The sequence below is a fragment of the Arcicella gelida genome, assembly GCF_034931025.1.
Taxonomy (GTDB): domain Bacteria; phylum Bacteroidota; class Bacteroidia; order Cytophagales; family Spirosomataceae; genus Arcicella; species Arcicella gelida.
Window position 1 is genome coordinate 106,783 of the sequence record NZ_JAYGIL010000009.1, and the last position, 23,654, is coordinate 130,436.

Annotated in this window: 16 protein-coding genes and 1 tRNA gene; 8 read left to right on the forward strand and 9 right to left on the reverse strand. The window is 34.9% G+C overall.

Annotated elements, in window-relative coordinates; all coding sequences use genetic code 11:
* Nucleotides 1-131: 131 nt before the first annotated feature.
* From VB776_RS09300 to VB776_RS09310, 3 genes are all read right to left on the reverse strand, one after another.
* Nucleotides 132-458 carry a DMT family transporter gene (locus VB776_RS09300; protein WP_323328307.1) on the reverse strand — a complete coding sequence of 109 codons (327 nt, stop codon included), beginning with the start codon at nt 456-458 and terminating at the stop codon, nt 132-134.
* Nucleotides 459-535: 77 nt separating this feature from the next.
* Nucleotides 536-1,099: a Crp/Fnr family transcriptional regulator gene (locus VB776_RS09305; protein WP_323328309.1), complete on the reverse strand. Its 564-nt coding sequence runs from the start codon at nt 1,097-1,099 to the stop codon at nt 536-538.
* 202 nt (nt 1,100-1,301) lie between these two features.
* Nucleotides 1,302-1,378 (reverse strand) — tRNA-Asp (locus VB776_RS09310).
* A 119-nt stretch (nt 1,379-1,497) separates the two neighbouring features.
* Here VB776_RS09310 and VB776_RS09315 point away from each other — a divergent pair.
* Nucleotides 1,498-2,019: a DinB family protein gene (locus VB776_RS09315; RefSeq protein ID WP_323328311.1), complete on the forward strand. Its 522-nt coding sequence runs from the start codon at nt 1,498-1,500 to the stop codon at nt 2,017-2,019.
* 36 nt (nt 2,020-2,055) lie between these two features.
* Nucleotides 2,056-2,820: a diaminopimelate epimerase gene (gene dapF, locus VB776_RS09320; RefSeq protein ID WP_323328313.1), complete on the forward strand. Its 765-nt coding sequence runs from the start codon at nt 2,056-2,058 to the stop codon at nt 2,818-2,820.
* Nucleotides 2,821-2,848: 28 nt separating this feature from the next.
* Here the strand turns inward: dapF and VB776_RS09325 are convergent, their stop codons facing one another.
* Nucleotides 2,849-7,348, reverse strand: coding sequence for a translocation/assembly module TamB domain-containing protein (locus tag VB776_RS09325; RefSeq protein WP_323328315.1), 4,500 nt, complete (start codon nt 7,346-7,348; stop codon nt 2,849-2,851).
* 210 nt (nt 7,349-7,558) lie between these two features.
* On the opposite strand from VB776_RS09325, the gene tsaD reads away from it, so the two are divergent.
* The 5 genes from tsaD to VB776_RS09350 all read left to right on the forward strand — a co-directional run bounded on the left by tsaD (nt 7,559) and on the right by VB776_RS09350 (nt 13,560).
* Nucleotides 7,559-8,557, forward strand: coding sequence for a tRNA (adenosine(37)-N6)-threonylcarbamoyltransferase complex transferase subunit TsaD (gene tsaD, locus VB776_RS09330; RefSeq protein WP_323328317.1), 999 nt, complete (start codon nt 7,559-7,561; stop codon nt 8,555-8,557).
* A gap of 119 nt (nt 8,558-8,676) precedes the next feature.
* A complete protein-coding gene (locus tag VB776_RS09335; protein ID WP_323328319.1) occupies nt 8,677-9,789 on the forward strand; it encodes a DEAD/DEAH box helicase in 1,113 nt (370 codons plus the stop codon).
* A gap of 130 nt (nt 9,790-9,919) precedes the next feature.
* Nucleotides 9,920-11,182, forward strand: a complete 1,263-nt coding sequence (locus VB776_RS09340) for a DEAD/DEAH box helicase (protein ID WP_323328321.1) — start codon at nt 9,920-9,922, stop codon at nt 11,180-11,182.
* A gap of 358 nt (nt 11,183-11,540) precedes the next feature.
* Nucleotides 11,541-12,485 carry a 3-oxoacyl-ACP synthase III family protein gene (locus VB776_RS09345; RefSeq protein WP_323328323.1) on the forward strand — a complete coding sequence of 315 codons (945 nt, stop codon included), beginning with the start codon at nt 11,541-11,543 and terminating at the stop codon, nt 12,483-12,485.
* A 178-nt stretch (nt 12,486-12,663) separates the two neighbouring features.
* The gene (locus VB776_RS09350; protein WP_323328325.1) at nt 12,664-13,560 is read left to right on the forward strand and encodes a DUF4349 domain-containing protein; all 897 of its coding nucleotides are present in this window, start codon (nt 12,664-12,666) and stop codon (nt 13,558-13,560) included.
* A gap of 63 nt (nt 13,561-13,623) precedes the next feature.
* Here the strand turns inward: VB776_RS09350 and VB776_RS09355 are convergent, their stop codons facing one another.
* Genes VB776_RS09355 through VB776_RS09365 form a run of 3 tightly spaced genes read right to left on the reverse strand, consistent with a single transcriptional unit; the run spans nt 13,624 to nt 18,663 of the window.
* On the reverse strand, nt 13,624-14,100 hold the full coding sequence (locus VB776_RS09355; protein ID WP_323328327.1) for a DUF4843 domain-containing protein: 477 nt from the start codon (nt 14,098-14,100) through the stop codon (nt 13,624-13,626).
* Nucleotides 14,101-14,127: 27 nt separating this feature from the next.
* On the reverse strand, nt 14,128-15,558 hold the full coding sequence (locus VB776_RS09360; protein WP_323328328.1) for a RagB/SusD family nutrient uptake outer membrane protein: 1,431 nt from the start codon (nt 15,556-15,558) through the stop codon (nt 14,128-14,130).
* Nucleotides 15,559-15,603: 45 nt separating this feature from the next.
* Nucleotides 15,604-18,663 carry a SusC/RagA family TonB-linked outer membrane protein gene (locus VB776_RS09365; RefSeq protein WP_323328330.1) on the reverse strand — a complete coding sequence of 1,020 codons (3,060 nt, stop codon included), beginning with the start codon at nt 18,661-18,663 and terminating at the stop codon, nt 15,604-15,606.
* A 409-nt stretch (nt 18,664-19,072) separates the two neighbouring features.
* Here VB776_RS09365 and VB776_RS09370 point away from each other — a divergent pair, with 409 nt between their 5' ends.
* Nucleotides 19,073-20,401 (forward strand): amidohydrolase, encoded by a 1,329-nt coding sequence (locus tag VB776_RS09370; protein ID WP_323328332.1) that lies wholly within the window; start codon nt 19,073-19,075, stop codon nt 20,399-20,401.
* 92 nt (nt 20,402-20,493) lie between these two features.
* Here VB776_RS09370 and VB776_RS09375 read toward each other — a convergent pair whose 3' ends face one another.
* Complete coding sequence (locus tag VB776_RS09375; RefSeq protein WP_323328334.1) at nt 20,494-21,297, reverse strand: SDR family oxidoreductase; 804 nt, start codon at nt 21,295-21,297, stop codon at nt 20,494-20,496.
* Nucleotides 21,298-21,408: 111 nt separating this feature from the next.
* Nucleotides 21,409-23,487: a S9 family peptidase gene (locus tag VB776_RS09380; RefSeq protein WP_407653809.1), complete on the reverse strand. Its 2,079-nt coding sequence runs from the start codon at nt 23,485-23,487 to the stop codon at nt 21,409-21,411.
* Between the last annotated feature and the right edge of the window lie 167 nt (nt 23,488-23,654).

Genomic DNA, 23,654 nt, shown 5'->3' on the forward strand with positions numbered 1-23,654 from the left:
TTATTATTGAGATGTGATTAGTTAAGTAAGAGTCTATACCTATTTTTTTGAAGCTGTTCGTATGAAATTTCGCAAATTCAATACGAACAGCTTTTATTGTAAAAGCCTTTAGAAAACAATAGATAAAACCGCTAATGAGATACTGATTTCAAGCCAATTATAGAACCAACCAATGTCGTTATAAAGAATAATCTCCAAAAATTTATAGGGTCTTTAAAGATAAAAATGCCCATTAGAACAGTTCCCACAGCACCAATTCCTGTCCAAACAGTGTAGGCAGTTCCAATTGGTAATGTTTGTGTAGCTTTTAGAAGAAGTAACATGCTGATGGTCATTGTAACGACAAAGCCACCATACCACCAATAAACATCGTTCCCTGTAGCTTCCTTAGCTTTTCCTAAACAAGAAGCGAATGCTACTTCAAATAATCCTGCAATAATTAAAATAATCCAGTTCATATCCTTTGTTTTTTATCGGACAAAGTTCTTGAAGCGAGTCGAATAAAAATTTTACAAATGATAAAAAAGGATTACTGCTACCTTATTGCTGCTCTTATTCTACTTAGACTTACTTGAGTGATACCAAGATAAGATGCAATATGACCCAATTGCACTCTTTGGATTAAATCAGGGCTGTCTTTTAGTAAACTATTATATCTTTCTGAGGCAGTTTTAAATTGTCTATGGATTAACCTTTCTTCCGTTTTGATAAGTTCTTTTTCTGCGAACCTTCTACCAAAATTCGCAATATTGATGTCCTTCTCGAATAATTTTTGTAAGTCGTTTTTGTTCAGTTTATAAAATTCACAATCTTCCAAAAGCTCAATGTTTTCATATCCATTTTGATTATCAACATAGCTTTTCATAGAAATAATCGTTTCACCTTCTTTCCCAAACCAAAAAGTAATCTCGTTGTCACTCTGGTCGATATATGCCCTCACGATTCCCTTTTTAATAAAGTAAATAGTAGGCTCAATTTTGTCAGCTTTTAATAAAATATGACCTTTGGGATAGGCAACTTCAGTAATACTTTCTTTAAGCGTATTTTTTGATTCCACCGGCAATTCGAAAATTGCGTCAATAATCTTATCTATATTCATTGATACTATTGATATGAAAGATTAAAATTAATCTTTACAAAGTTTGTTATAGAGAAGTTAGGATTATTTTTAATCAATAGCATTTTGATAGAAAATAGAATTTAAAATAGAAGCAAGAATGAAGTATTGATTTGAATTTAGTGTAACATGAAGCACTGAAAACAAAAAAATCTCACAATCTATTGATTATGAGACTTTTAATTGGCGGTCTGGACGGGACTCGAACCCGCGACCCCATGCGTGACAGGCATGTATTCTAACCAACTGAACTACCAAACCTTTTTTACAATTTAACAGCTTCTTAACTTTGCGTTTATGTCGTTGTTTTATTGTGATGCAAAATTAGTCGTTTTATTTTAGAATACAATACCTTTGTCAAAAAAAAATCAAAAAAATATATGAGAAAGCCTTTTGAAAACGAGTTTCCTGATGGTAAGTATTTTTCTTTTTATATAGAAAAGGTTGAAAGTCAAAATGTTATTGAAGTACTTATGGAACAAGAAAGTGTTGTGAAAAAAATCTATAAAAATTTGTCTGAAGAGCAAAAAAAATATCAATATGCAGTTGGAAAGTGGACTCCGCAACAAATTTTAGGTCATCTTACTGATACGGAACGTATTTTTGGGTATCGTGCTTTGTGTATTGCAAGAGGAGAAAAACAATCTTTACCTGGTTTTAATGAAAATGAGTATATGGATGCGTCGCATTTTAATGAAATTCCTTTTGAATCTTTATTAGAACAGTATCGTTTAGTAAGAGAAAGTTCTATCGCATTGTTTTCTTCTTTTTCAGAAGAAGTAGCTTTAAGAGTTGGAATAACAAATGGACATGCGGTTTCAGCAAGAGCTTTGGTTTGTATGATTGCTGGACATGAGCGTCATCATTTGAATATATTAAAAGAACGATATAATATTGGGTAAAAATTAAGGCGTTTAAAGTTTTGAATAATTATTAAGATGAAATTTTATAAATATCAAGGTACTGGAAACGATTTTGTAGTGGTAGATGACCGATCGAAATCTTTCCCAATTTCACAAGAATTTATTGCTCAGTTGTGTCATCGTCGTTTTGGGATTGGTGCTGATGGTTTGATGCTTTTACAAGAAGCTGAAGGTTATGATTTCCGAATGGTTTACTTCAATTCTGATGGAACGGAGGGTTCGATGTGTGGAAATGGGGGAAGATGTTTAGTGCGTTTTGCACATGATTTGGGTATTATTAGCGATTCAACTGTTTTTATCGCTGTAGATGGAGAACACGAAGCGAAAGTAACAAAAGAAGTAATTTCACTGAAAATGATTGATGTGAATAATATTGAGGAAACTTCTGATTACGATTTCATGAATACTGGCTCGCCACATTATGTTACTTATGTAAGTGATTTACAAAATTATGATGTTTACAGTACTGGAAAGGCTATACGTTACGGAGAACCCTTTGTAAGTAAAGGTGGAACGAATGTGAATTTTGTTGAAGTAACAGGCGAAAATGCTTTGGCAGTAAGAACTTATGAGCGTGGAGTAGAAGATGAAACTTATGCCTGTGGCACTGGTGTAACGGCTTGTGCTATTTCAGCCAATATTCGTTTGGGCTTTGATAAATTTGTGGATATTAAAGTAATGGGAGGACAACTAAGAATAGAATTTGAACGCACTGAAAATGGCTATCAAAATGTCTTTTTGATAGGGCCAGCTGTGAGAGTTTTTGAAGGTGAAATTTGAGGTTGACTTGATAATATGAAGACATTCACTACGGATTAACGATTGCTTCGTTTGATTCAGCAAGTGGATTTTTAGCCTTCTTTCTATTTAAAAACAAGTAATTGAAGCTTTTGGTGTACAGCAAACTTGCTCCGCCAGAAGTAAAGGTTTGATAAGTATTTAAAGCACCCAAGATGGACGTTTGTAAGTTTCTATTATAAGTTTTAAATCTCAAACTTCCGTCTTTTGTAATAAACCATTCCAATGCCCAGTCGCCGATAAGTGATTGGGCATTTGTTTGATTGGTAGCCGTTGTAAAACCGCCACTTCTCGTAATTCTAAATCGGTCGTTGAAATTGTATGAAAGCCTAAGTTGTAAATTGTTAATCAAATCTTGATTCAAGCCGTTTCCGTTTAATGATAAATCGACGTTCAGGTTTTGGTCAATTTTCGAGAAAACATTGCTCAATTGATTCGATAATAGTTCTGTTAAATTACTTACTAAGTTGACTGTCGCAAAGGCAGTTGAATTTGTTTGTGAAACCATTTGTCCCAACAATAATACATTACTTACTTGTCGGTTTAATTCTTGATCATCCGTTTTCATTCTGTTTTCGAATGCCGTAACCGCAGAATTAAAATCTGGGTTTTGCGGATAATCGTGCATTTTCAAATTGAAAGAAACCGTTGGCTGTAACAGTCTATCTTTTAAATTAATCGTAATATCAACAGGATAACGGCGAGTATAATCCGCTTTGTTTCTTAACTCTCTTCCTCTACCAGTCGAGTCAATAACCGAACCTAAATAACTTAAATTTTGCGTATAAGCGGCACGAATATCAACGATGGCTTCATAAGGATTACCCGACCATGAAATTTTACTTCCTCTTTGAATATTGAATTTCTTGTTGATAATATTCTGAAAAGTAAAAGTATAATCTCCACGTTCAATATTATAATCACCAGTCATATCGAAACCGCCTCTGGTATCAACTTTTAGGTTGATAATTCCAGAACCATTGGCACGCATAATATCGCCTGTTTGTTTGTCGAATTGTACTTCTCCGTAAGCATCAGGTGTGATTTCAAAATTGAAATCCATTTTGATACCGCTACTTGAACCATTTTTTGCTTGACTTTTATTCAAAGAATCTTTGGCTACTCTTGCACTTAAAAACTCAATTTCTTCTTGATTTCCTGCATCTTGAGCTTTATCTAGCGGAATGTATAATCTTGTTCCTCTATCGCTTTTTAAATCGGCAGAAATGTTAAGATTATCAAAAGTGCCACTTAAATTGAGTTTTCCAGTGGCATAAGCTGTTCCGTAATAAGTATCGTTATCTCTTCTGAGGGTATTCAAGATTTTAAAACGATTCATTGTCGTGTTTAAATCTACACTGAATGTTTTGTCACCATCAAAGAAAACACTTCCTTTTAGTGTTCCTTTATTGCCTTCATCGTCGGTTAAACGAAGGCTCTTCGCTCTTACTTCGTCAGGTTCAAAAGTGATTTTATCTTCAAAATTTAAGACAGATTTTAAATAATCGAAGAACAAAGTACCTTTTTTAATATCAATTGCTCCTTCTAAAATCGGGTGTGAAGGCTTACCTGTAATATTGATATTACCAATCGCTACGCCACCAATTTTAGAGAAAAGTCCTTTGGTAAAAGGCTCTAAAATTTGCAGATTTGTTTGGTTTAAAGTAGCTAATAAATCAAGTGAATTTTCACTTTGTTTTGGGTCGTAAATGCCCCTTACGCTCAGTACTTGATTTTGAAGACGCTCTAATGAATAATTAATATCTACAATTTGTCTTTCGTTATCAAAAACGCCATCGCCTGTTACATTGCCAATCAAAAAGTTATCCAAATACAAATCTTTGATATTCAGATGACTATCAAGATTTATACTTTTATAAATGTTTTTTACTTCAACTTCACCGTTTACCAAGCCTTTCATATTCAAGGAAACGATAGGTGCTAAGGTTTCAAGCTTGAAGTTTTTAGCTTGAAAAGTTAAGTTTTTGAGCGAATCTTCCGAAATACTTCCGTTCAATGCAATGAATTGTTCCAAATTACTCAAGTATAAATCTTTGGCAGTGATTTCATTACCAATAATTGTTAAGGCATTATCGGGACTAACGTTCCAATCTTGATCAAGTAAATGAAGTCTTGAACGTTTGAATTGTAAAGCAATACCGTCTGGAATAAACTTTAAATTTCCATTGAGTTTTACTAAATTGGTTGTTCCTACTTGTTTTAAACCACTGGTAAATCTAATGCCTTCATCTGCCCAAGAAGCATCAATGTCAAGTTGTTCTGTTGGCGCAAGGACACTAATTTTTTGCTTTTTAGAGTTCAAGATTAACGACGCTAATATTTCGGGCGTATTGTAGAATTTTGAAGAGTTTAAATCAATATCCGACTGATAAAAACGATATTTCTGTCCCAAAACCAAAGTATCAATCTTTGAACTCAAAGAGAAAGTAGAAGTATTGCTAATTCCGAAAGTTCCATCTATCCAAGTTTTTTTAGAAATATGTCCGTCTGGATAATAAAATGAAAGAATTGGGTCGAAATTTTTGAGATAAAATTGATAAGCAATTTGGTAATTCTGAGGAGGCGTTAATGGTTTTTGGGCATAATAGGCTCTTCGAGTAGCTTCGTCGCCTACAAAGTAAATTTTATATTCTTCAACAAGTACTTTTAAATCTTCAAAAGCTTGACTAGGCTTGAAATTTCCATTAAAACTTAAATTAACCAAATCTGATTCAATGTTTAATTTTCTGGTACTATCTTCAATTTTAGAAGTAATGTACAATGAATCAAGGATTAAATTTCGTTGTTCGAGCGTAACATAAGTGTTGATAAAATTTGCCTTTCCGACTAAATCATCAATGTTTTTCCCCTTTGTTTGAATATCAAGTAAAGTAGAAATTCGCCAATCATCTTTAGTGAAATGAAGATTTTTTAGGTTAGCCTTCGATAATTTCCCAAGCATATCTACGTCACTTTTTCCATTTCGTAAATCTACTTTTCCGAATACATTCAACACAAGATTGGTATCTTTTACGGCAATTCTTCCATCAAAAAGCTCTTTGGCAAGTTTGCCGTTAATGTCAATGTTTTTGTAATTATAGTCGTTGTAACCTATTTGTTTAACCGTTCCATCGAAATTCAAACTAGCATTTTTCAATGAAAAACCAACGCCTTCTATTTTTCCAGAAAGTGAAATGTCACCTAAAGAACCTGCATTTTCAATAAGTTTCCCAAGTTTAAAATCTTCTAATTTCAAAGAACCTTTATAAGTAGAATTTGCTTCGTTTGGTTTTAAAACCATTGCAACATCTACGTCCGATTTTCCTAAATCAGAAGTCAGTAATCCAGTTGTTTTAAAATTAGAAGTACTTCCTTTAAAAGTGCCGTCAAAAGTAATATGCCCAAATTTTTCAATGGCTTTTACAGGATCTTTTCCAATATATTTTTCTAAATCATTTACAAAAACATACGATTTTCGCATGTTGAAATTCATATCCGTAGTAGGAATATTGGGTAAACCTTTAAATGCAAAATCGCCTCTTAATTTAGATTTTTCACCAAAGTATAAATCGAAATTTTGGAGTTTAAAATCATTTACTGTGCCATCGAATTTTCCGTTGAGGTAATAAACCTCTTTGTACTGATACATATCGTTTACAAAACGAGCAATATCGCTTGCAACAACCACTGTCGAATCAAAATTGGCATGCATTCTTACTTTTGCATTCCAATGTTTGAAATCTTTTTGACTTCTGAACGACATGACGATGTTATTCCTTACCACTGAATTATTTACTTTCAGCAATAAATCATCAAAACGCATTTGCGTATCAGAAATCAAGAAATGTGTTTTTAGCGTTTTTATTCTTAAATCAGAAGAGCGGTCGTAAGCTTTAAGCGTAGTTTGAAAAGTAACAGTATCACGAATCAAAGTAAAATTTTTGAGGTGAGCGTTCAGTTCGTGGAGTTTAAAATGATAATGGTCGAACGATTTTTTGTCATTCATATAAGGTTCCGACTCATCATTCATGCTAAAAATACCTTCCACAATATCAGCTTCACCAATGATAAATGGCGTAGGTTTATGGTTTGGGTTTGGTGTAGGCGAAGCCGTAAGTCTGTTGATACGACGAATGAATTCATCAATATTCAAATCACCTTTTTTGTCGGTGACTAAACCAACTTTTGGATGATACAATCTTACATAATCTAATTTCGTTTTCAGAGAATCTTGTAAAAGACTTTTTAATTGAAAATCTAAGTCCAATTTTTCAATATCAATCATTTGATGATTCTGATAATCTTTTACTCTTACGCCTTCTAACGTAGCTTCATCAAAAAAACGAATAGTTACTTTATCAATTTCGATTGGATAACCAAGTGCTTTTGAAATTTTTGGAGCGTAATATTGGGCAATCTTGGTTTGTAAATAGGAACTTCTAAGTGCCAAAGAGCCTAAAACAGCCAACAATAATAAACCCACAACAGTGTAGAGGATTATTTTTGTCAATATTTTAGAAACCTTTATGAACATTTATTTTTACTATAGAAAAAGATGTTATTCGTTAATAGTATATCTGTTATCTGTATTTAATTTATCCTTTTACTTATAATAAAATGTGTTGAATGCTAAGAAAAAGCTTTAGAGTAAACTACAGAATTACTAAGGTATTGTTTTCACTGTGTTCTATCAACTAGCATTCATTATCTTTGCATTATTATGACAATCTTAGCAATCGAATCATCATGTGATGACAGCTCAGCAGCTGTAATTATTAACGGCAAAATTTGTTCCAACATTGTAGCAAGCCAAGCTATCCATACAAAATGGGGCGGGGTTGTTCCCGAATTAGCTAGCCGTGCACATCAACAACATATTGTACCTGTTGTGGCAGAGGCACTTGAAAGAGCGAAGATAACAAAAAATGACCTAAATGCCATTGCTTTTACTCGTGGACCGGGGCTTTTAGGTTCATTATTAGTAGGTACTTCGTTTGCCAAGGCTTTGGCAATGGGTTTGAATATCCCTTTGATTGATGTTCACCACATGCAAGCCCATGTTTTGGCTCATTTTATTGATGAACCTAAACCCAATTTTCCGTTTTTATGCCTAACAGTAAGCGGAGGACATACGCAAATTGTATTTGTGCGTTCGCCTTTGGAAATGGAAGTAATTGGCGAAACCCAAGACGATGCTGTTGGCGAAGCTTTTGATAAAACCGCTAAATTATTGAATTTGCCTTATCCAGGTGGACCTTTAATTGATAAATACGCTAAAGAAGGAAATCCAGAACGTTTCCCCTTCCCGATGGTAGAAATGCAAGGATTGAATTACTCTTTCTCAGGAATTAAAACTTCATTTTTATATTTCTTACAGAAAGAAACAAAGAAAAATGCCAATTTCGTTGAAGAAAATTTGGCAGATATTTGTGCTTCGATGCAAGCTACTTTAATAAAAATTCTTTTACAGAAACTTAAAAAAGCAGCGAAGCAATACAAAATAAAAGAAATAGCGATTGCTGGTGGTGTTTCAGCAAACTCTGGTTTAAGAGCAGAATTGCAAAAAATGGGAGAACAAGAAAATTGGAATGTTTATATTCCAGCTTTTCAATATTGTACCGATAATGCTGGAATGATAGCGATGGCAGCACATTTCAAAGCTGAAAAAGGCGAGTTTTGTAAACAAGATGTGAGTCCACTGCCAAGAATGGCTTGGTAATTTTTAAGAAAAAATCAAAGGTTACAAGTAACCTAACTTGTAGCCTTTTTTGTATCATCGTTTATCAAAGAGCTTCTTCATTAATAATTCCTTACCTTTGTCAATAAAAAAATACAATTTTGGCAACATTCAAACAATTAGGCGTATCAGAGCATTTCATCCAAGCATTGACTGAACTGAATATCAATAAGCCTTCTGAAATACAGGAAAAAGCTATTCCTTACTTATTAAAAAATCAAAACGATTTTATTGGACAAGCACAAACAGGAACAGGTAAAACTGCTGCTTTCGGTTTACCGCTTTTGATGAAAGTAAATCCTAAATCAAAAGAAGTTCAAGCGTTAATCTTAGCCCCAACTCGTGAACTTTGTCAACAAATAGCCAAGCATTTGTTCAAATTGACAAAGTATGCACCAGAAAAAATATTTGTAGAAGCAGTTTATGGAGGCGAAAAAATAGATATTCAATTAAGAGCTTTATCGAAACCAACTCAGATTATTGTAGCCACACCGGGCAGACTCATTGATTTATTGGCTAGAAAAGCTGTGAATTTGAGTGCTGTTAAAACCTTGATTTTGGATGAAGCCGACGAAATGTTGAGCATGGGTTTTAAAGATGAGTTAGATAATATTCTCAGACAAACGCCTCATGATGCTTCAAAATGGTTGTTTTCGGCTACTTTACCAACTGCTTTGCAGAAATTGGTGGATACTTATATGTCTAAAAACACACATACCGTTCAAGTAAGTAAAAGCGAAGTGGTGAATAATTTAATTGAACATCAGTTTTTTGTGTGTGAGGAAAAAGAAAAGTTTGATTTTGTAATGCAATTTTTGAAAACGATGGGTGCTTCTACAGGAATTATATTTTGCAGAACAAAAGCGGCTGTTCAAACATTGACCAAACAACTTATTAGTAAAAATATAGCAGTAGATGCTATTCATGGAGATTTACAGCAAAGTGAAAGAGATAAAGTAATGCGTGCTTTCAAGAATCACAAATTGAAAATATTGGTCGCTACGGATATTTCTGCAAGAGGTATTGATGTGGACGATTTGGCTTATGTAATTCACTACCAATTGCCAGACCAACCCGAATATTATACCCACAGAAGTGGTAGAACTGCCAGAGCTGGAAAAAGAGGTATTTCAATCTGTTTTGTAAGTCAGAATGAAGTAAAAAGGATTTCAGAGTTTTCTAAATTATTAAATATTTCATTTAGAAAATTATAAGATTATTACATAAAGGAGTACAATAAATGATACTTTTTTCGCTTATTAATTATAAGTAATTATTTGATTTTTAGTGTTTTGTATGCCCGTTTTGCATATTAAAACCTTTTTCGTTTTTAACAATATCATCATGTCATTTCAAACATTAAATTTAATTGAGCCTATCCAAAAAGCATTAGTTGAGGAAGGTTACAGTAATCCAACACCTATTCAAGCCCAAGCGATTCCAACAATACTTCAAGGAAAAGATTTGCTAGGAGTAGCCCAAACAGGTACAGGCAAAACGGCTGCTTTTGCTATTCCAACGATTCAATTGTTGTGTCAAAACCCTGTTCAACATCGTGGGAAAAGAAGTATTAAAGCCTTAATCGTTACGCCAACTCGTGAATTGGCGATTCAAATAGACGAAAGTTTTAAAGCTTATGGACGATTTACTGGACTAAAACATACTGTTATTTTTGGTGGAGTAAAACAAGGACGTCAAACAGATGTTTTACAAGATGGCGTAGATATTTTGGTTGCCACACCGGGTAGATTGTTAGATTTAATCAATCAGCGATTTATTTCATTAAAAGATATTCAAATCTTTATTTTGGATGAAGCCGACCGTATGTTAGATATGGGTTTTGTGCATGACATCAAGAAAATTCTTACTTTTCTTCCTGCCAAACGTCAGTCTTTGTTTTTCTCGGCAACGATGCCTCCTGAAATTCAGAAATTAGCGGATAATATTTTATACAAACCTGTTAAAGTAGAAGTAACACCAGTTTCGTCAACCGCTGATACAATCAAACAAGCAGTATATTTTGTAGAAAAAGACCAAAAAAACGCTTTATTGATGGATATTTTGAAAGATAAATCTATCGAAACCGTTTTAGTATTTACTCGTACTAAACACGGGGCTGATAAAGTGGTGAAAGTTTTGGCGAAAAATGACATCAAAGCTGAGGCAATTCATGGAAATAAAGCACAGAATGCTCGTCAGCGAGCTTTAGATAATTTCAAGAGTAAAACAACTAGAGTATTGGTCGCTACTGACATTGCCGCTAGAGGAATTGATGTGGATAATTTAGCTTATGTAATCAATTTCGATATTCCGAATATTCCTGAAACTTACGTGCATAGAATTGGTCGTACAGGTAGAGCAGGAGCAAACGGAACGGCATTTTCTTTCTGTGATTCGGAGGAGAAGAATTATTTAAGAGATATTCAAAAATTGATTGCCAAGAATATTCCTGTAATTGAAGACCATGCCTTTAAAAACAGTAATTCTGTGGCACCAACACCAATTCAAGCAAAACCACAGTCTTCACAAAAAGTACAACCAAAATCAGGTGAGGTAAGTAACAAAAGTAAAAAGGTGTGGTTCAAGAAAAAGACAGAAGCAAGATAGATGAGTGATGAATATCATCCATTGTAAAATGACTAATATCATTTTAGTATTGAATCGTAATTTTTGGACTTCCATTCGCTAAAATTTGTTGAATTTAGTATTTAGCTTTATTTTTATGGGATTTATCCAAAAAACATGGAAATAGTACAAAAAATTACAGGACTTTATTAAGTAAAAATTGTTTATTTCTAATAAATTGTTGTACTATGAAAAAACATTGAGTTCCTTTGTATTAGATTTAGACCCAAAATTTAATTTTTTGTGGTCGTCAATGAAATCGGAATACTCATAAAGTTATACCAAGTTCATTGTCAGGAGATTACGTTGACATTTACAAGAAAAGACCAAAATAACCCAAATGTTTATAAACGCTATAGCAAGTTATTTGCCCGAACAAATTATTACCAATGCTTATTTTGAAGAATTAAATGGATTAACTGACGACTGGATTACCGAACGTACTGGCATTCGCCAACGTCGTAAAGCTTCAGCCGAAGAGAATACACACACAATGGCGATAGCCGCTGTTGATAAAATTAAAGAAAGCTTACCTTATGATATTTCAGAAGTTGATTTAATTGTTGGTGCAACTTATACACCTTATGACAGTATTTTTACATTAGCTCATGCAATTCAACATCATATTAATGTTAGCGAAATACCAGTAGTTACTATTTCATCTGCTTGTTCATCTTTGTTAAATGCCATTGAAATTGTTCAAGGATATTTTGCCCTAGGTAAAGCCACCAAAGCGTTGGTAGTTGCGTCAGAACATAATACAGCTTATAATAACGAAGAAGATACTAAAGCTGGACACCTTTGGGGAGATGGTTCTGTGGTAGTTTCTATTTCTAAAGAAAGTACAGGCGAAGGAAACTGGGAGATTAAAGATTTATTAACTGGCGGTGCCGCCAATGTAGGTAAAGCATCTGAAAGTGTAACGTTGAAGTTAAACGAAAAAGGACTAGTTATGCCTTTTGGTAGAGATGTATTTATCAATGCTTGTACTTATATGCCAAAGGCAAGCTTACAAATATTAGAAAGAAACAATCTTAGCATTAATGATGTAGCCTATATTGCACCACATCAGGCAAACCTTAGAATTTCTAAGAATGTAGCTGGTACTTTAGGTGTTTCAGAAGATATTATGCTTTCTAATATTCAGTACTTAGGTAATACAGGTTGTGCTGGTTGTGCCATTGTGTTGGATGAACATAAAACAGAATTTAAAAAAGGAGAAAATATCATTGTAACAGTATTCGGTGGTGGATATTCTTATGGAGCAATGTTGATTACGATTTAGCTTTCTGTTGAATAATCCTAAAAGAAAACCTCATGTTTAGTTTATCTAAACTTGAGGTTTTTTTATAATCTAAAAATTATTTTAATAAGTTTTTAAGTTTATTTTAATAAGTTTTTAAGTATTCGCAATACTTGATAGATTGTTGGCGTTTTATTGTAAACTAAAACCTTTACAAGCAATGAAAACTTACCAATTCTCTCTTTCTGTCATTGTAATTTATGCAATGCTTATGTTTACTAGTTGTTCTGAACAAAAAGTTGAAACGACTGACTCAACAGAAATGTCTGATTCTTTAGCAGTTAATGGTCCTACAACTAGCTTGGAACCCTTTGAAAAAAGGAAATTTATTAAAACTGCTGATTTGAGGTTTAAAGTAAAAAATGTACAAGATGCCACCAACAAGATTGAAGACATTATAGAAAAGTATAATGGTTTTGTGACGGAGGCAGAACTCTTAACGAATGTAATTAAAACCAATGAAGTGGAAATAAGTGAAGATTCTATTTTGCACAACAAAGCATACGAAGTTACAAACCAAATTACGATGAGAATCCCGAATCAATACTTTGATAAAGTACTGAGGGAAATACAACCAGTAATGACATTTGTAGAGCGTAAAAGAATTGCTGCGGATGATGTGAGTTTTTCATTAATCGCAAGCGATTTACGGAAAAAACGCTTCTCAAAATTTGAAAATCGTTTTGAAAAAGAGATAAATGAGAAGGGTAAAAAATTAGTAGAAACTACAGCGTCAGAAGAGAAATTACTGGATTATCAAACCCAAGCCGATAATAACAAAGTACAAACAATGAGTTTGAACGACCAAGTAAATTACAGTACACTCACTGTTGAATTGTATCAACCTGTTACTAATACTGTAGAAATGCTTCCTAATATGGAAAACCCTTTTGCTTATCAACCTAATCTCTTTCTTAGAATCTGGCAAAGTGTGCGAACAGGATGGTTTCTTTTTGAAGAAGTATTAATATTTGTTACAAAACTTTGGATGTTTATGTTGCTCGCTTTGGGCGGATATTGGCTTTACAAAGTGTATTTCAAAACTTCAAAAGTTTAAGATAAAAAAGCCTTCTCGGAATTTCCAAGAAGGCTTTTTTATCTTAAACAAGAAAACAGTAAACTACAAAGTAATTCTATAACCTACTCTTTTGTAATTAGCATTTGGGCTAATATCTGTTCCGTTTCCTTCTAAAACAAAAACTACAGTAGCTGTTTGATTAGCCTGTGCAGGTGCTTTTAGGATATTTACTTTTAATTCACCAAAGCTAGATTTTGCTGGAATTGTAATGGTAGTAGCACCTGCTAAATCGTAGTGAGTACCCGCAATTGCAGTAGTTTCAGTTGGATCAACCGAAAATTTGATTACTGATTCTGTCTCACGTTGTGCACCCACTAAGTTAATTCTTAATGTTTTTGTTTGCACAGCATTAGTAGAAGCTAATAAAGGAAATGTTTTTCCTAAAGCTGGAGAACCCACGACAGCGTCTTGAAATTCTACAAGTGTTAGTTTGTCGAAAACTGGTTTATTTTCATCAAAACATGAAAATAAAGAAGTCATGACAAGTAAAAGCAATGATATATTGATTATTCTTTTCATCTGAAATTTCTTTAAATATTGAAAATATTAGTATCCGACGTTTTGTTTCAAGTTAGAATTCGCTTGAATTTCACGATTTGGGATAAATGATAAAATACGGAAATCTGTATAAGCAAGATTTTGAGCTGGGGCATCTTTGATAATATCTTGTCCACGACGTTTCAAATCAAAGAAACGATGTCCTTCAAATGCTAATTCGATACGTCTTTGATTGGCAATTTCATTAATTAAAGCTTGTCCAGTTAAACCTGTTTTTGCCTCTAAACCAGCACGAGTACGAATTGTGTTCACATCAGCTAATGCTTCAGTTTCTTTTCCAGAAAGTGCATAAGCTTCGGCACGGTTCAAATACATTTCAGAAATACGAATTACAGGGATGTTATCTAAGTTAACAACACCATTTCTTCCAAAGAATTTAGTACATTCAATTTCAGCCGTTCCTCTACCAGCCGTTCCTCTTTCGTATAAATTGCGTCTTACATCACCTGGCTCAAAAGTGGCTAATAAAGCAGCGGTTGGAACTAAGTCACCGAAACCACCAGTAGTAGCAGTATTTCCTAATTGTACCAAAGTTGTATAAGTTGTTTGTAATGAAAGGTTAACACCAATGTTTTCATTCGTTTGATATACAATTTCAAACATCGATTCTGGGTGATTTGCTACACGCCAAGCACCAACATAAGCATCCTTTGTTTGGAATTTACCAATACCCGAAGCCAATGCAGCATTTGCATATTTGATAGCATTTTCATAATCACCACGATACAAGGCTACTCTTGAGAAAAGAGCATTAGCAGCACCTTTGTTAGCATAAGCTGTTGAAAGTGTTACTGTAGATAATTTAGCTACTGCGTTTGTCAAATCTGAATAAATGAAATCATATGTTTCTGCAATCGTTGCACGAGGTAATCTTTCAATTTGTGCAAGATCTAAAACACCTTTTTTATGAAGAGGTACAGTTCCTCTATCAGATTGTGTAACTACTACTTTTGGTTCGTAACCATAACAACGAGCTAGTTCAAAGTAAAGTAAAGCTCTTAACATAGAAGCTTGTCCTTCAAAAGAATCTCTAGTAGCTACCGGAACAGCTGTAGCTTTAGGAAGTGCTTCTAAAATCAAGTTTAATTGATTGATAGCATTGTATGCTCTTTCCCAAATTTGGAAGTGTGCGTTGGTAGCTTGGTTTTGGTATTCAGCCACTAAACGACCAGACTTATTGGTAGCACGTCCATTATCTGCCAGTGCTTCTGGAATAGCAATCAAATCACGACCATAAAGGAATGTTGATTGCAAGACATCATATACACCATTAACGGCAGCACGAATAGCATCTTCGCTAGTAAGGGCTGTAGCAGAATCAATTGATTGACGTGGTTGTACGTCCAAAAGATCACTACATGAACTTGCAGTGAGTACTAGACCAAGTGCAAGGGGTTTAAATATATTTTTTAATTTCATTTGATTTTCTCTTTAAATGTTTCTAAAAACGTTTATTTTCTAAACTTAGAACCCTAATCTAACACCCGCAGTTACAACACGTGGTTGTGGAACAATACCACTGTTACCACTTCCTAAGTTTGTCCATTCTGCATCAAAGCCAGACCATTTAGTCCAAGTATATAAGTTATACGCTTGTAAGTAAACTCTAGCAGACGCTAACCCAAATTTACTTAAAGCTGTTTTAGGAATATTATACCCTAATGAAATAGTTTTTAAGCGAATATAAGAAGCATCTTCATATACTCTTGACCCAAGATTGGTAGTAATACTCGAACCAAGTACTTCAGTGTTATTATTGAATGGTCTTGGTGTACTTGTTATCTGTCCTGGGGTTGTCCAACGGCTTTCATAAACTGAACGTAAAGTATTGAATGCACGTCCACCGTTTTCAAACATAAATGCAGATTGGTTGTTGTATGCTGTACGACCATATTCATAAGTAAATAATACATTTAAGTCAAATCCTTTATAAGAGAAGTCATTGGTAAAACCACCATATAAATTTGGAATTTGACTACCGATAATTTTTGAATATGAATCAACATTACCAGCGATACGATAAATGATGTTACCAGCATTATCATACCACATTGCACGACCAGTTGCTGGATTTACCCCTGCATATTCTGCTACATAAATAGAGTTCAAAGGATGGCCGATTTTAATTTGCTCATCTACTGTACGACCTGGCAAAGTCGTTAAAGTATCATAAAGTGTTGTGATTTTGTTATCAATTTTGGTGATGTTAAAATCAGTTGTCCATCTAAAACCTCCTTTATCAATATTTGTAGTTTTGATACTAAATTCAAGACCTTTATTCTGCATACCACCCAAGTTGTTAGATATAGTACCAAAACCACTAGTTTGAGGAACAGGTTGGTCTAACAATAAATCGCTACTTGTACGCACAAAGTATTCAATTGAACCTTGAACACGACTGTTAAAGAAACCATAGTCTAATGCAAAGTTGGTAGTCGTGTTTTTTTCCCATCTCAAAGAAGCATTACTCAAACTTGCTGGAGAAATACCTGAAAGTCCGTTATAATTAGCACCACCACCATATAAACCTCTTGAATCAAAGTTTCCGATTTGGTCGTTACCTAAAGTACCATAACTAGCTCTTAGTTTCAATTGGGAGATAGAAGGATTGTTTTTCAAGAAATCTTCTCCAGAAATATCCCAACCAGCTGAAACACCTGGGAAGAAACCGTACTGGTTTTCAGCACCGAATCTTGAAGAACCGTCATAACGAGCAGTAAGTCCTAAGAAATACTTATTTTTGAAGTCATAGCTAAAACGAGTGAAAACACCTGCCTTCTTGAAACCAGTCCAAGAACTAAATATTGAAATAGGATTTGCTGCCGAAGATTGAGTCGTAAACTGTGGAGTAGGAATACCTTCAGCAGTTGTTTGATAGTTTTCTTGAGTATTTTGGCGATATTCAACCCCAGCTAAAGCACTGATTTTGTGGTCAGTTTTAATCGCTTTGTCATACATGAAAGTAGCATTCGTCAAGAAGTTGATTAACTCAAATTGTTGGGCAGAAATACGACCTTTTACGTTGAAAGCATCAGCAGTACGAGGGTCTTGGAAGTTATAACCGTTGATTGTACGGTAATCCAAACTAGCGTAAGGTCTGAAAGATAAGCCTTCAATAATTTTGAAAGTTAAACCTAATGAACTGATAACTTGGTTTGTTCTTGAATTAATTTTATTCAAATCACTTACCATCAGAACGTTTTGATTCAAAATACCAGCTAGACCACCTTCAGCAGGAGTACCAAAATAAGAACCATCGTCATTGTAGATACGGTTCATTGGTAAAATTAATGGAGAAGAGAATGAAGGAGAACCCAAGAAACTACCACCATTTGGTCCACCGAAAGTACCTCTTTGAATAAATGAACTCAAGTTGATTGCAGCATCAACATTTAAACGAGAACTTACTTTGTTGTTGATTTTAGCACTAAAGTTTCCTCCTTTGTAATCTACGTTTCTAACGTTTGCATCAGATTGATTATATGCACCTGATAAATAGAAAGTAGTTTTCTCGTTACCACCATTCATTGAGAAATTATAATTGTTAGTAGTACCGCTTTGATAAGCCTCTTTTTGCCAATCATAAGTAGGCAATGCCGCAATTTCAGCATCTGTCAATGTACCACTTAATCTTACCCCCGTCAAAGCACCTGATCTTGCAGTCGCCTCATTTCCAGTTTGGTTGAACAAAGCTTCTCTTCTTAATTGAATCCACTCTTGTGTATTTAATACATCTAAATATTTGGTTGGTTCAACATAACCAGTGTTATAATCTAAAGAGATGTTTGTTTTTCCTGCTTTCCCTTTTTTAGTAGTAACTAACACAACACCGTTTGCCGCCGCAGCACCATAAATAGCAGCAGAAGCAGCATCTTTCAGGATTTCGATGTTTTCAATATCGTTAGGGTTTAGGTACGATAATGGGTTTGTTGAAGCAAAAGCAGAGTTACTTGAAGTGTTAAGTTGTACTCCATCAACTACATACAAAGGGTCATTTCCTCCTTTGATAGAGCCTACTCCACGTACACGTACTTGTACTTGACCACCCGGCACACCGTTAGAACCTGAAATCTGAACCCCAGCCGCACGACCTTGTAAAGCACGGTCAAAAGTTTGTACAGGAATGTTAGCAATGTCCGAACCTTTAACAGATGCTTGAGAACCTGTTAATGTACGACGTGCCTGACCACCTCCATAACCAACGACAACAACTTCTTCAAGGTCTGAAATCTCAGAAACTAAAGAAACGTTAACAATTGATTTTGAACCCGCAGGAACTTCAGTTTTTTTAAAGCCCACAAACGAGAATACCAATGTTGATGAACTAGAAGCATTGATTTTGTAAGAACCATCAGAAGCGGTAACTGTACCTTTGGTTGAACCTTTTACTCCAACACTTACTCCAGGAAGTGCTGAGCCGTCTTCGGAAGATGTAACTTTCCCTGTGATAGTTCTGTCTTGAGCAGCTACTCGAAATACGAGCGCAAGCAAAAACACAAAACTAAATAGTAGTTTTTTGTTCATTTGATTTTAGTTTGAATTGATGATTTAAAATATTATGCAAAAATAACAGGAATTTAATTGCTGATGCAAATTTTATTTGTTGAAACACTAATTAATAGCGCAACAATTGCATGTAAGCAGTATTTTCTTAGGTGAAACTAGAAAATTGAAGATGAAAATTTGGGAAATTTTACAAATTGCATTTTGACACAAGATTCGATTCCCATCTTTTATGTAACTATTTCATGATAAAAATGTTTGAATGAAATAGTTGGAAAATTTGCCAGTGTTGAGCATTATCTATCATAAATGTTATCAAATACAATATTTAATAGGGTATAAATCTTCAAAGTGATTATAAAAATTTGGGAGATGACGATTAAAATGTTAGCTTTAAATCATCATCATTTCATCTTAAATCAAACTTTTCATGAAAAAGATTATTCTGCCTGTGGCATTGTTGATGTTTTCTCTTTCCACTTCATTTGGGCAAAACACTTCTCTATTAAAATCTAAAATCGCACAGAAAGCTGAAGGTCTTGAAGCAAAAGTGGTAGCTTGGCGAAGAGATTTTCACCAAAATCCAGAACTAGGTAACCGTGAATTTAAAACAGCTGAAAAAGTAGCTGCTCATTTACGTGTGTTAGGAATTGAAGTAAAAACGAGTGTAGGGAAAACGGGCGTTGTTGGTATTTTGAAAGGTGGAAAACCTGGTCCAGTAGTTGCTTTACGTGCTGATATGGATGGACTTCCAGTGAAAGAACGGGTAAATATTCCTTTTGCTTCTAAAGCAACGGGCGAGTACAACGGACAACCTGTAAGTATTATGCACGCCTGCGGACACGATACACACGTGGCAATTCTGATGGGTACTGCTGAAATTTTAGCTTCCATGAAAAGTGAATTAAAAGGAACGGTAAAATTTATTTTTCAACCTGCTGAAGAAGGAGCGCCAGAAGGAGAAGAGGGTGGAGCAGCTTTAATGATTAAAGAAGGCGTTCTTGAAAATCCGAAAGTGGATGCCATTTTTGGTTTGCATATTAATGCTCAAACGGAAATTGGCAAAATAAAATACCGTCCGGGTGGTACAATGGCGAGTTCCGATTGGTTTAAAATCAAAATCAAAGGTAAGCAATCGCATGGAGCTTATCCTTGGTCAAGTATCGACCCAATTGTTACGGCTTCACAAGTAATTATGGGTTTGCAGACCATTGTGAGTAGAAATGCCCCTGTAACAGAATCGGCTGCGGTTGTTACTGTTGGACAAATTAATGGTGGTGTAAGAAGTAACATTATTCCAGAAGAAGTAAATATGAATGGAACAATTCGTGCTTTGGATACTGGTGTGCAAGATATGATTCATGCTAGAATCTCTCAAATTGCTACCAATATTGCTGAAAGTGCAGGGGCAACAGCAGAAGTAAGTATTACTAGAATGTGTCCTGTTACTTATAATGACATTCCTTTGACGGAAAAAATGGTTCCTACTTTAGAAGGAGTAGCAGGTAAGGAAAATGTTTCAATCACAGCAGCCGTAACAGGAGCAGAAGATTTTGCATTCTATCAGCAAAAAGTACCGGGAGTTTTCTTCTTCTTGGGTGGAGCTCCCAAAGGTAAACCCATTTCAGAAACAGCACCACACCACACTCCTGACTTTTATATCGACGAAGGTGGTTTTGTATTGGGTATGAAATCAATGGCAAGCTTGGTAGTTGATTATATGGAAATGAATACTGTTAAGAGTAGTGTGGGAAAATAATTTTGATGTCGGATGTCGGGTTTCAAATGTCGGATTTATAAAATCTATTTGCAGAAAGCTGACATCCGAAATCTGACATCCACAATCCCAAATTATGTTGAAGCATTTACTTTCTGAACCAATTTATAAACCACAGCAGGTAAATAGCGTTTTAGATATACACCCATTACTTCGTACCAACCTCCGATATATACTTCTTTTTTATTCGATTTTACAGCTTTTACAATCCTTTCTGCACAGCGTTCGGCAGTCATACCTCGGCTTTGGTTTTTATCCATTTTTCCGTGAATATTTCCTTTACCATCTAAGGCATTTAGTGAAATAGAAGTATTGATATAACCCGGACAAATGACAGTTACTTGTATATTTTCTTGCCAAACTTCTGCTCGTAATGAATCAAAAAAAGCAATCAAAGCATGTTTTGCGGCACAGTAACCACTTCTTAAAGGTGTTCCGATTTTTCCAGCTACGCTACTAATCGCTACAAAATGTCCTGTTTTTCTTTCGCTAAAATGGGGAAGAATTGCCTGTGTAAATGCCACAGTACTAAAAAAATCCAGTTCCATAATGTCTCGATAAACCTTAAAATCTGTGTCTTTTACCAATGAACGTTGCGTAATACCAGCATTCTGAACTACCACATCAATTTGATCGAAGTGTTCCAAAACTGTTTTTACCTTTTCTGGAAAAACATCAAAATTCAACATATCCATTGGTAAAACCAGTACTTTTTCGGGACTTAATCCTGTGGCATCAGCCACTCTTTGTAATTCCTTTTCACGCCTTGCCGAAAGTACCAGTTTTGCTCCTTCTTTAGCAAATTGATAAGCCAGTGCTTCGCCAATTCCCGACGAAGCTCCTGTAATCCAGACTATTTTGCTTTGGAAATTATTCATGGTAAAGCATTAAGCTTTTAATAATCAATCTCTACTCCTCTATGCCTAAATTAGATTAGTCAAATTTTAAAAGTTAAAAATACTCCTCATTCCGCATTCAAAACTCTAAACTCACTCATTAATTTCCATCAAATTCAACATAAAAGCATACTCCAAAGCGACATCATGGAAACGTTTGAATCTGCCCGATGCTCCGCCGTGACCAGCTTCCATATCTGTATGGAAAAGTAAAAGATTATTATTGGTTTTCAAGGCACGCAATTTGGCTACCCATTTAGCAGGTTCAAAATACTGTACTTGCGAATCGTGCAAACCTGTGGTGACTAACATATTCGGATAGTCTTTGGCTTCAACATTATCGACAGGCGAGTACGATTTCATGTATTCGTAATATTCTTTTTGTTTCGGATTTCCCCATTCTTCCCATTCTCCTGTGGTCAAAGGAATACTTTCGTCGAGCATCGTTGTTACCACATCTACAAATGGTACTGCCGCCAAAATACCTTTGTACAAATCTGGTCGCATATTGGTTACTGTACCCATCAATAAGCCACCTGCCGAACCACCATTGGCGAAAAGTGTATCTTTTGAAGTCCATTTTTCTTGAATCAAGTATTCTGAAACATCAATAAAATCATGGAAAGTATTCAACTTTTTTAGCAATTTACCATCTTCGTACCATTGTCTGCCCATTTCTTGTCCGCCACGAATATGGGCAATCGCAAAAGCAAAACCACGATTTAATAAACTTAATCTTGCTGCTGAAAAGTATGGGTCAATCGAATAACCATAAGAACCATAAGCATATTGAAGTAATGGTTGCGAGCCATCTTTTTTGAAACCTTTTTTGTAAACAATTGAAATCGGTACTTTTACGCCATCACGAGCGGTAGCAAAAAGGCGTTCGCTGATATAATCTTCTTTGTTGAATTCGCCCAAAACTGTTTGCTCTTTCATAAGCGTTTTGTCTTGCCTATCCATATTATAATCAAATACTGAACTTGGCGTAGAAAGTGAAGTATAAGAGTAACGAAGAATGTTGGTATCAAAATCAGGATTTGAAGATACGCCAGTATCATAAGCCGTTTCGTCAAACTGAATATAATGTTCCGCTTTTGTACTTTGATTAATAATGCGGATGTGCATCAAAGCCTTACTTCTTTCTTGCAACACCAAATGGTTTTTAAAAACCTCCATGCCATCCAAATAAGTATCCTCACGATGTGGAATTACTTCTTTCCATTTTGTCATGTCAGTACTTTCGGCTTCATTTACTTCCATCAATTTAAAATTGGTAGCATCTTGAGCGTTGGTTCTGATATAAAATTTATCCTCAAAATGTTCGATGGCATATTCCAAACCTTCTTCACGTGGATAAAAAGGAGTAAATTCACCAGTAGGATTTGAAGCTTCCAACAAACGATATTCTGTAGAAACGCCATTTTGTTCAGACACTGAAATGATGTATTTTTTAGACTTCATCCTGCCCAAACCCATATAAAATTGTGGGTCTTCTTCTGTATAAACTAATACATCTTCAGCAGTATCTGTACCGATTACATGGCGAAATACTTTTGATGCCAACAAAGTTTGTTGGTCACGCACCATGTAGAAAATCGTTTTATTATCAGTCGCCCAAGCGTAAGCACCGCCTTCTGTATTCTCAATTTCGTCGGGTAGAATTTCACCAGTACTGAGGTTGATGAATTTCAAAGTATAATTTCTTCGACTGACTGTATCTACTCCATAAGCCAAAATCTGTTCATTGTCGGAAACCTCATAGCCCCCAATGCTAAAATAAGCATGATTTTTTGCCATTTCGTTTCCATCCAACATAATCTCTTCTTCGGCTTCCAAAGTACCTTTTTTACGACAGTACAAAGGATATTCTCCTCCTTCAATATACCTTGAATAGTAATAATAATTACCATCTTTTACTGGAACAGACTCATCGTTTTCTTTGATTCTGCCTTTCATTTCATGGAAAAGAGCTTCCTGCAAAGCCTTTGTTGGTGCCATTACGGCATCTGTGTAAGCATTTTCAGCTTCGAGATATTGTATTACTTCTGGATTTTCAGGGTCGTTTAACCAATAATAATTATCTTGACGAGTATCGCCGTGGAGTGTCATTGGATGTGGCTTTATCGCCGCCACGGGAGCTTGCATAACATCTGGGTTCATACTATTCATTTGATAAGGGCATTAGATTGTCTTTTGGAAGGCTATATCAATCTTCAAAGTTAAGTTTTTCAAAGAGAAAAGCATTTTAAAAACCTGCATTTTGCCTTTTTAATTCAATATTAGGGTTTTTTCTGATGGATTACCGCCACAAAACAGGACGATAATTTAGTATATTG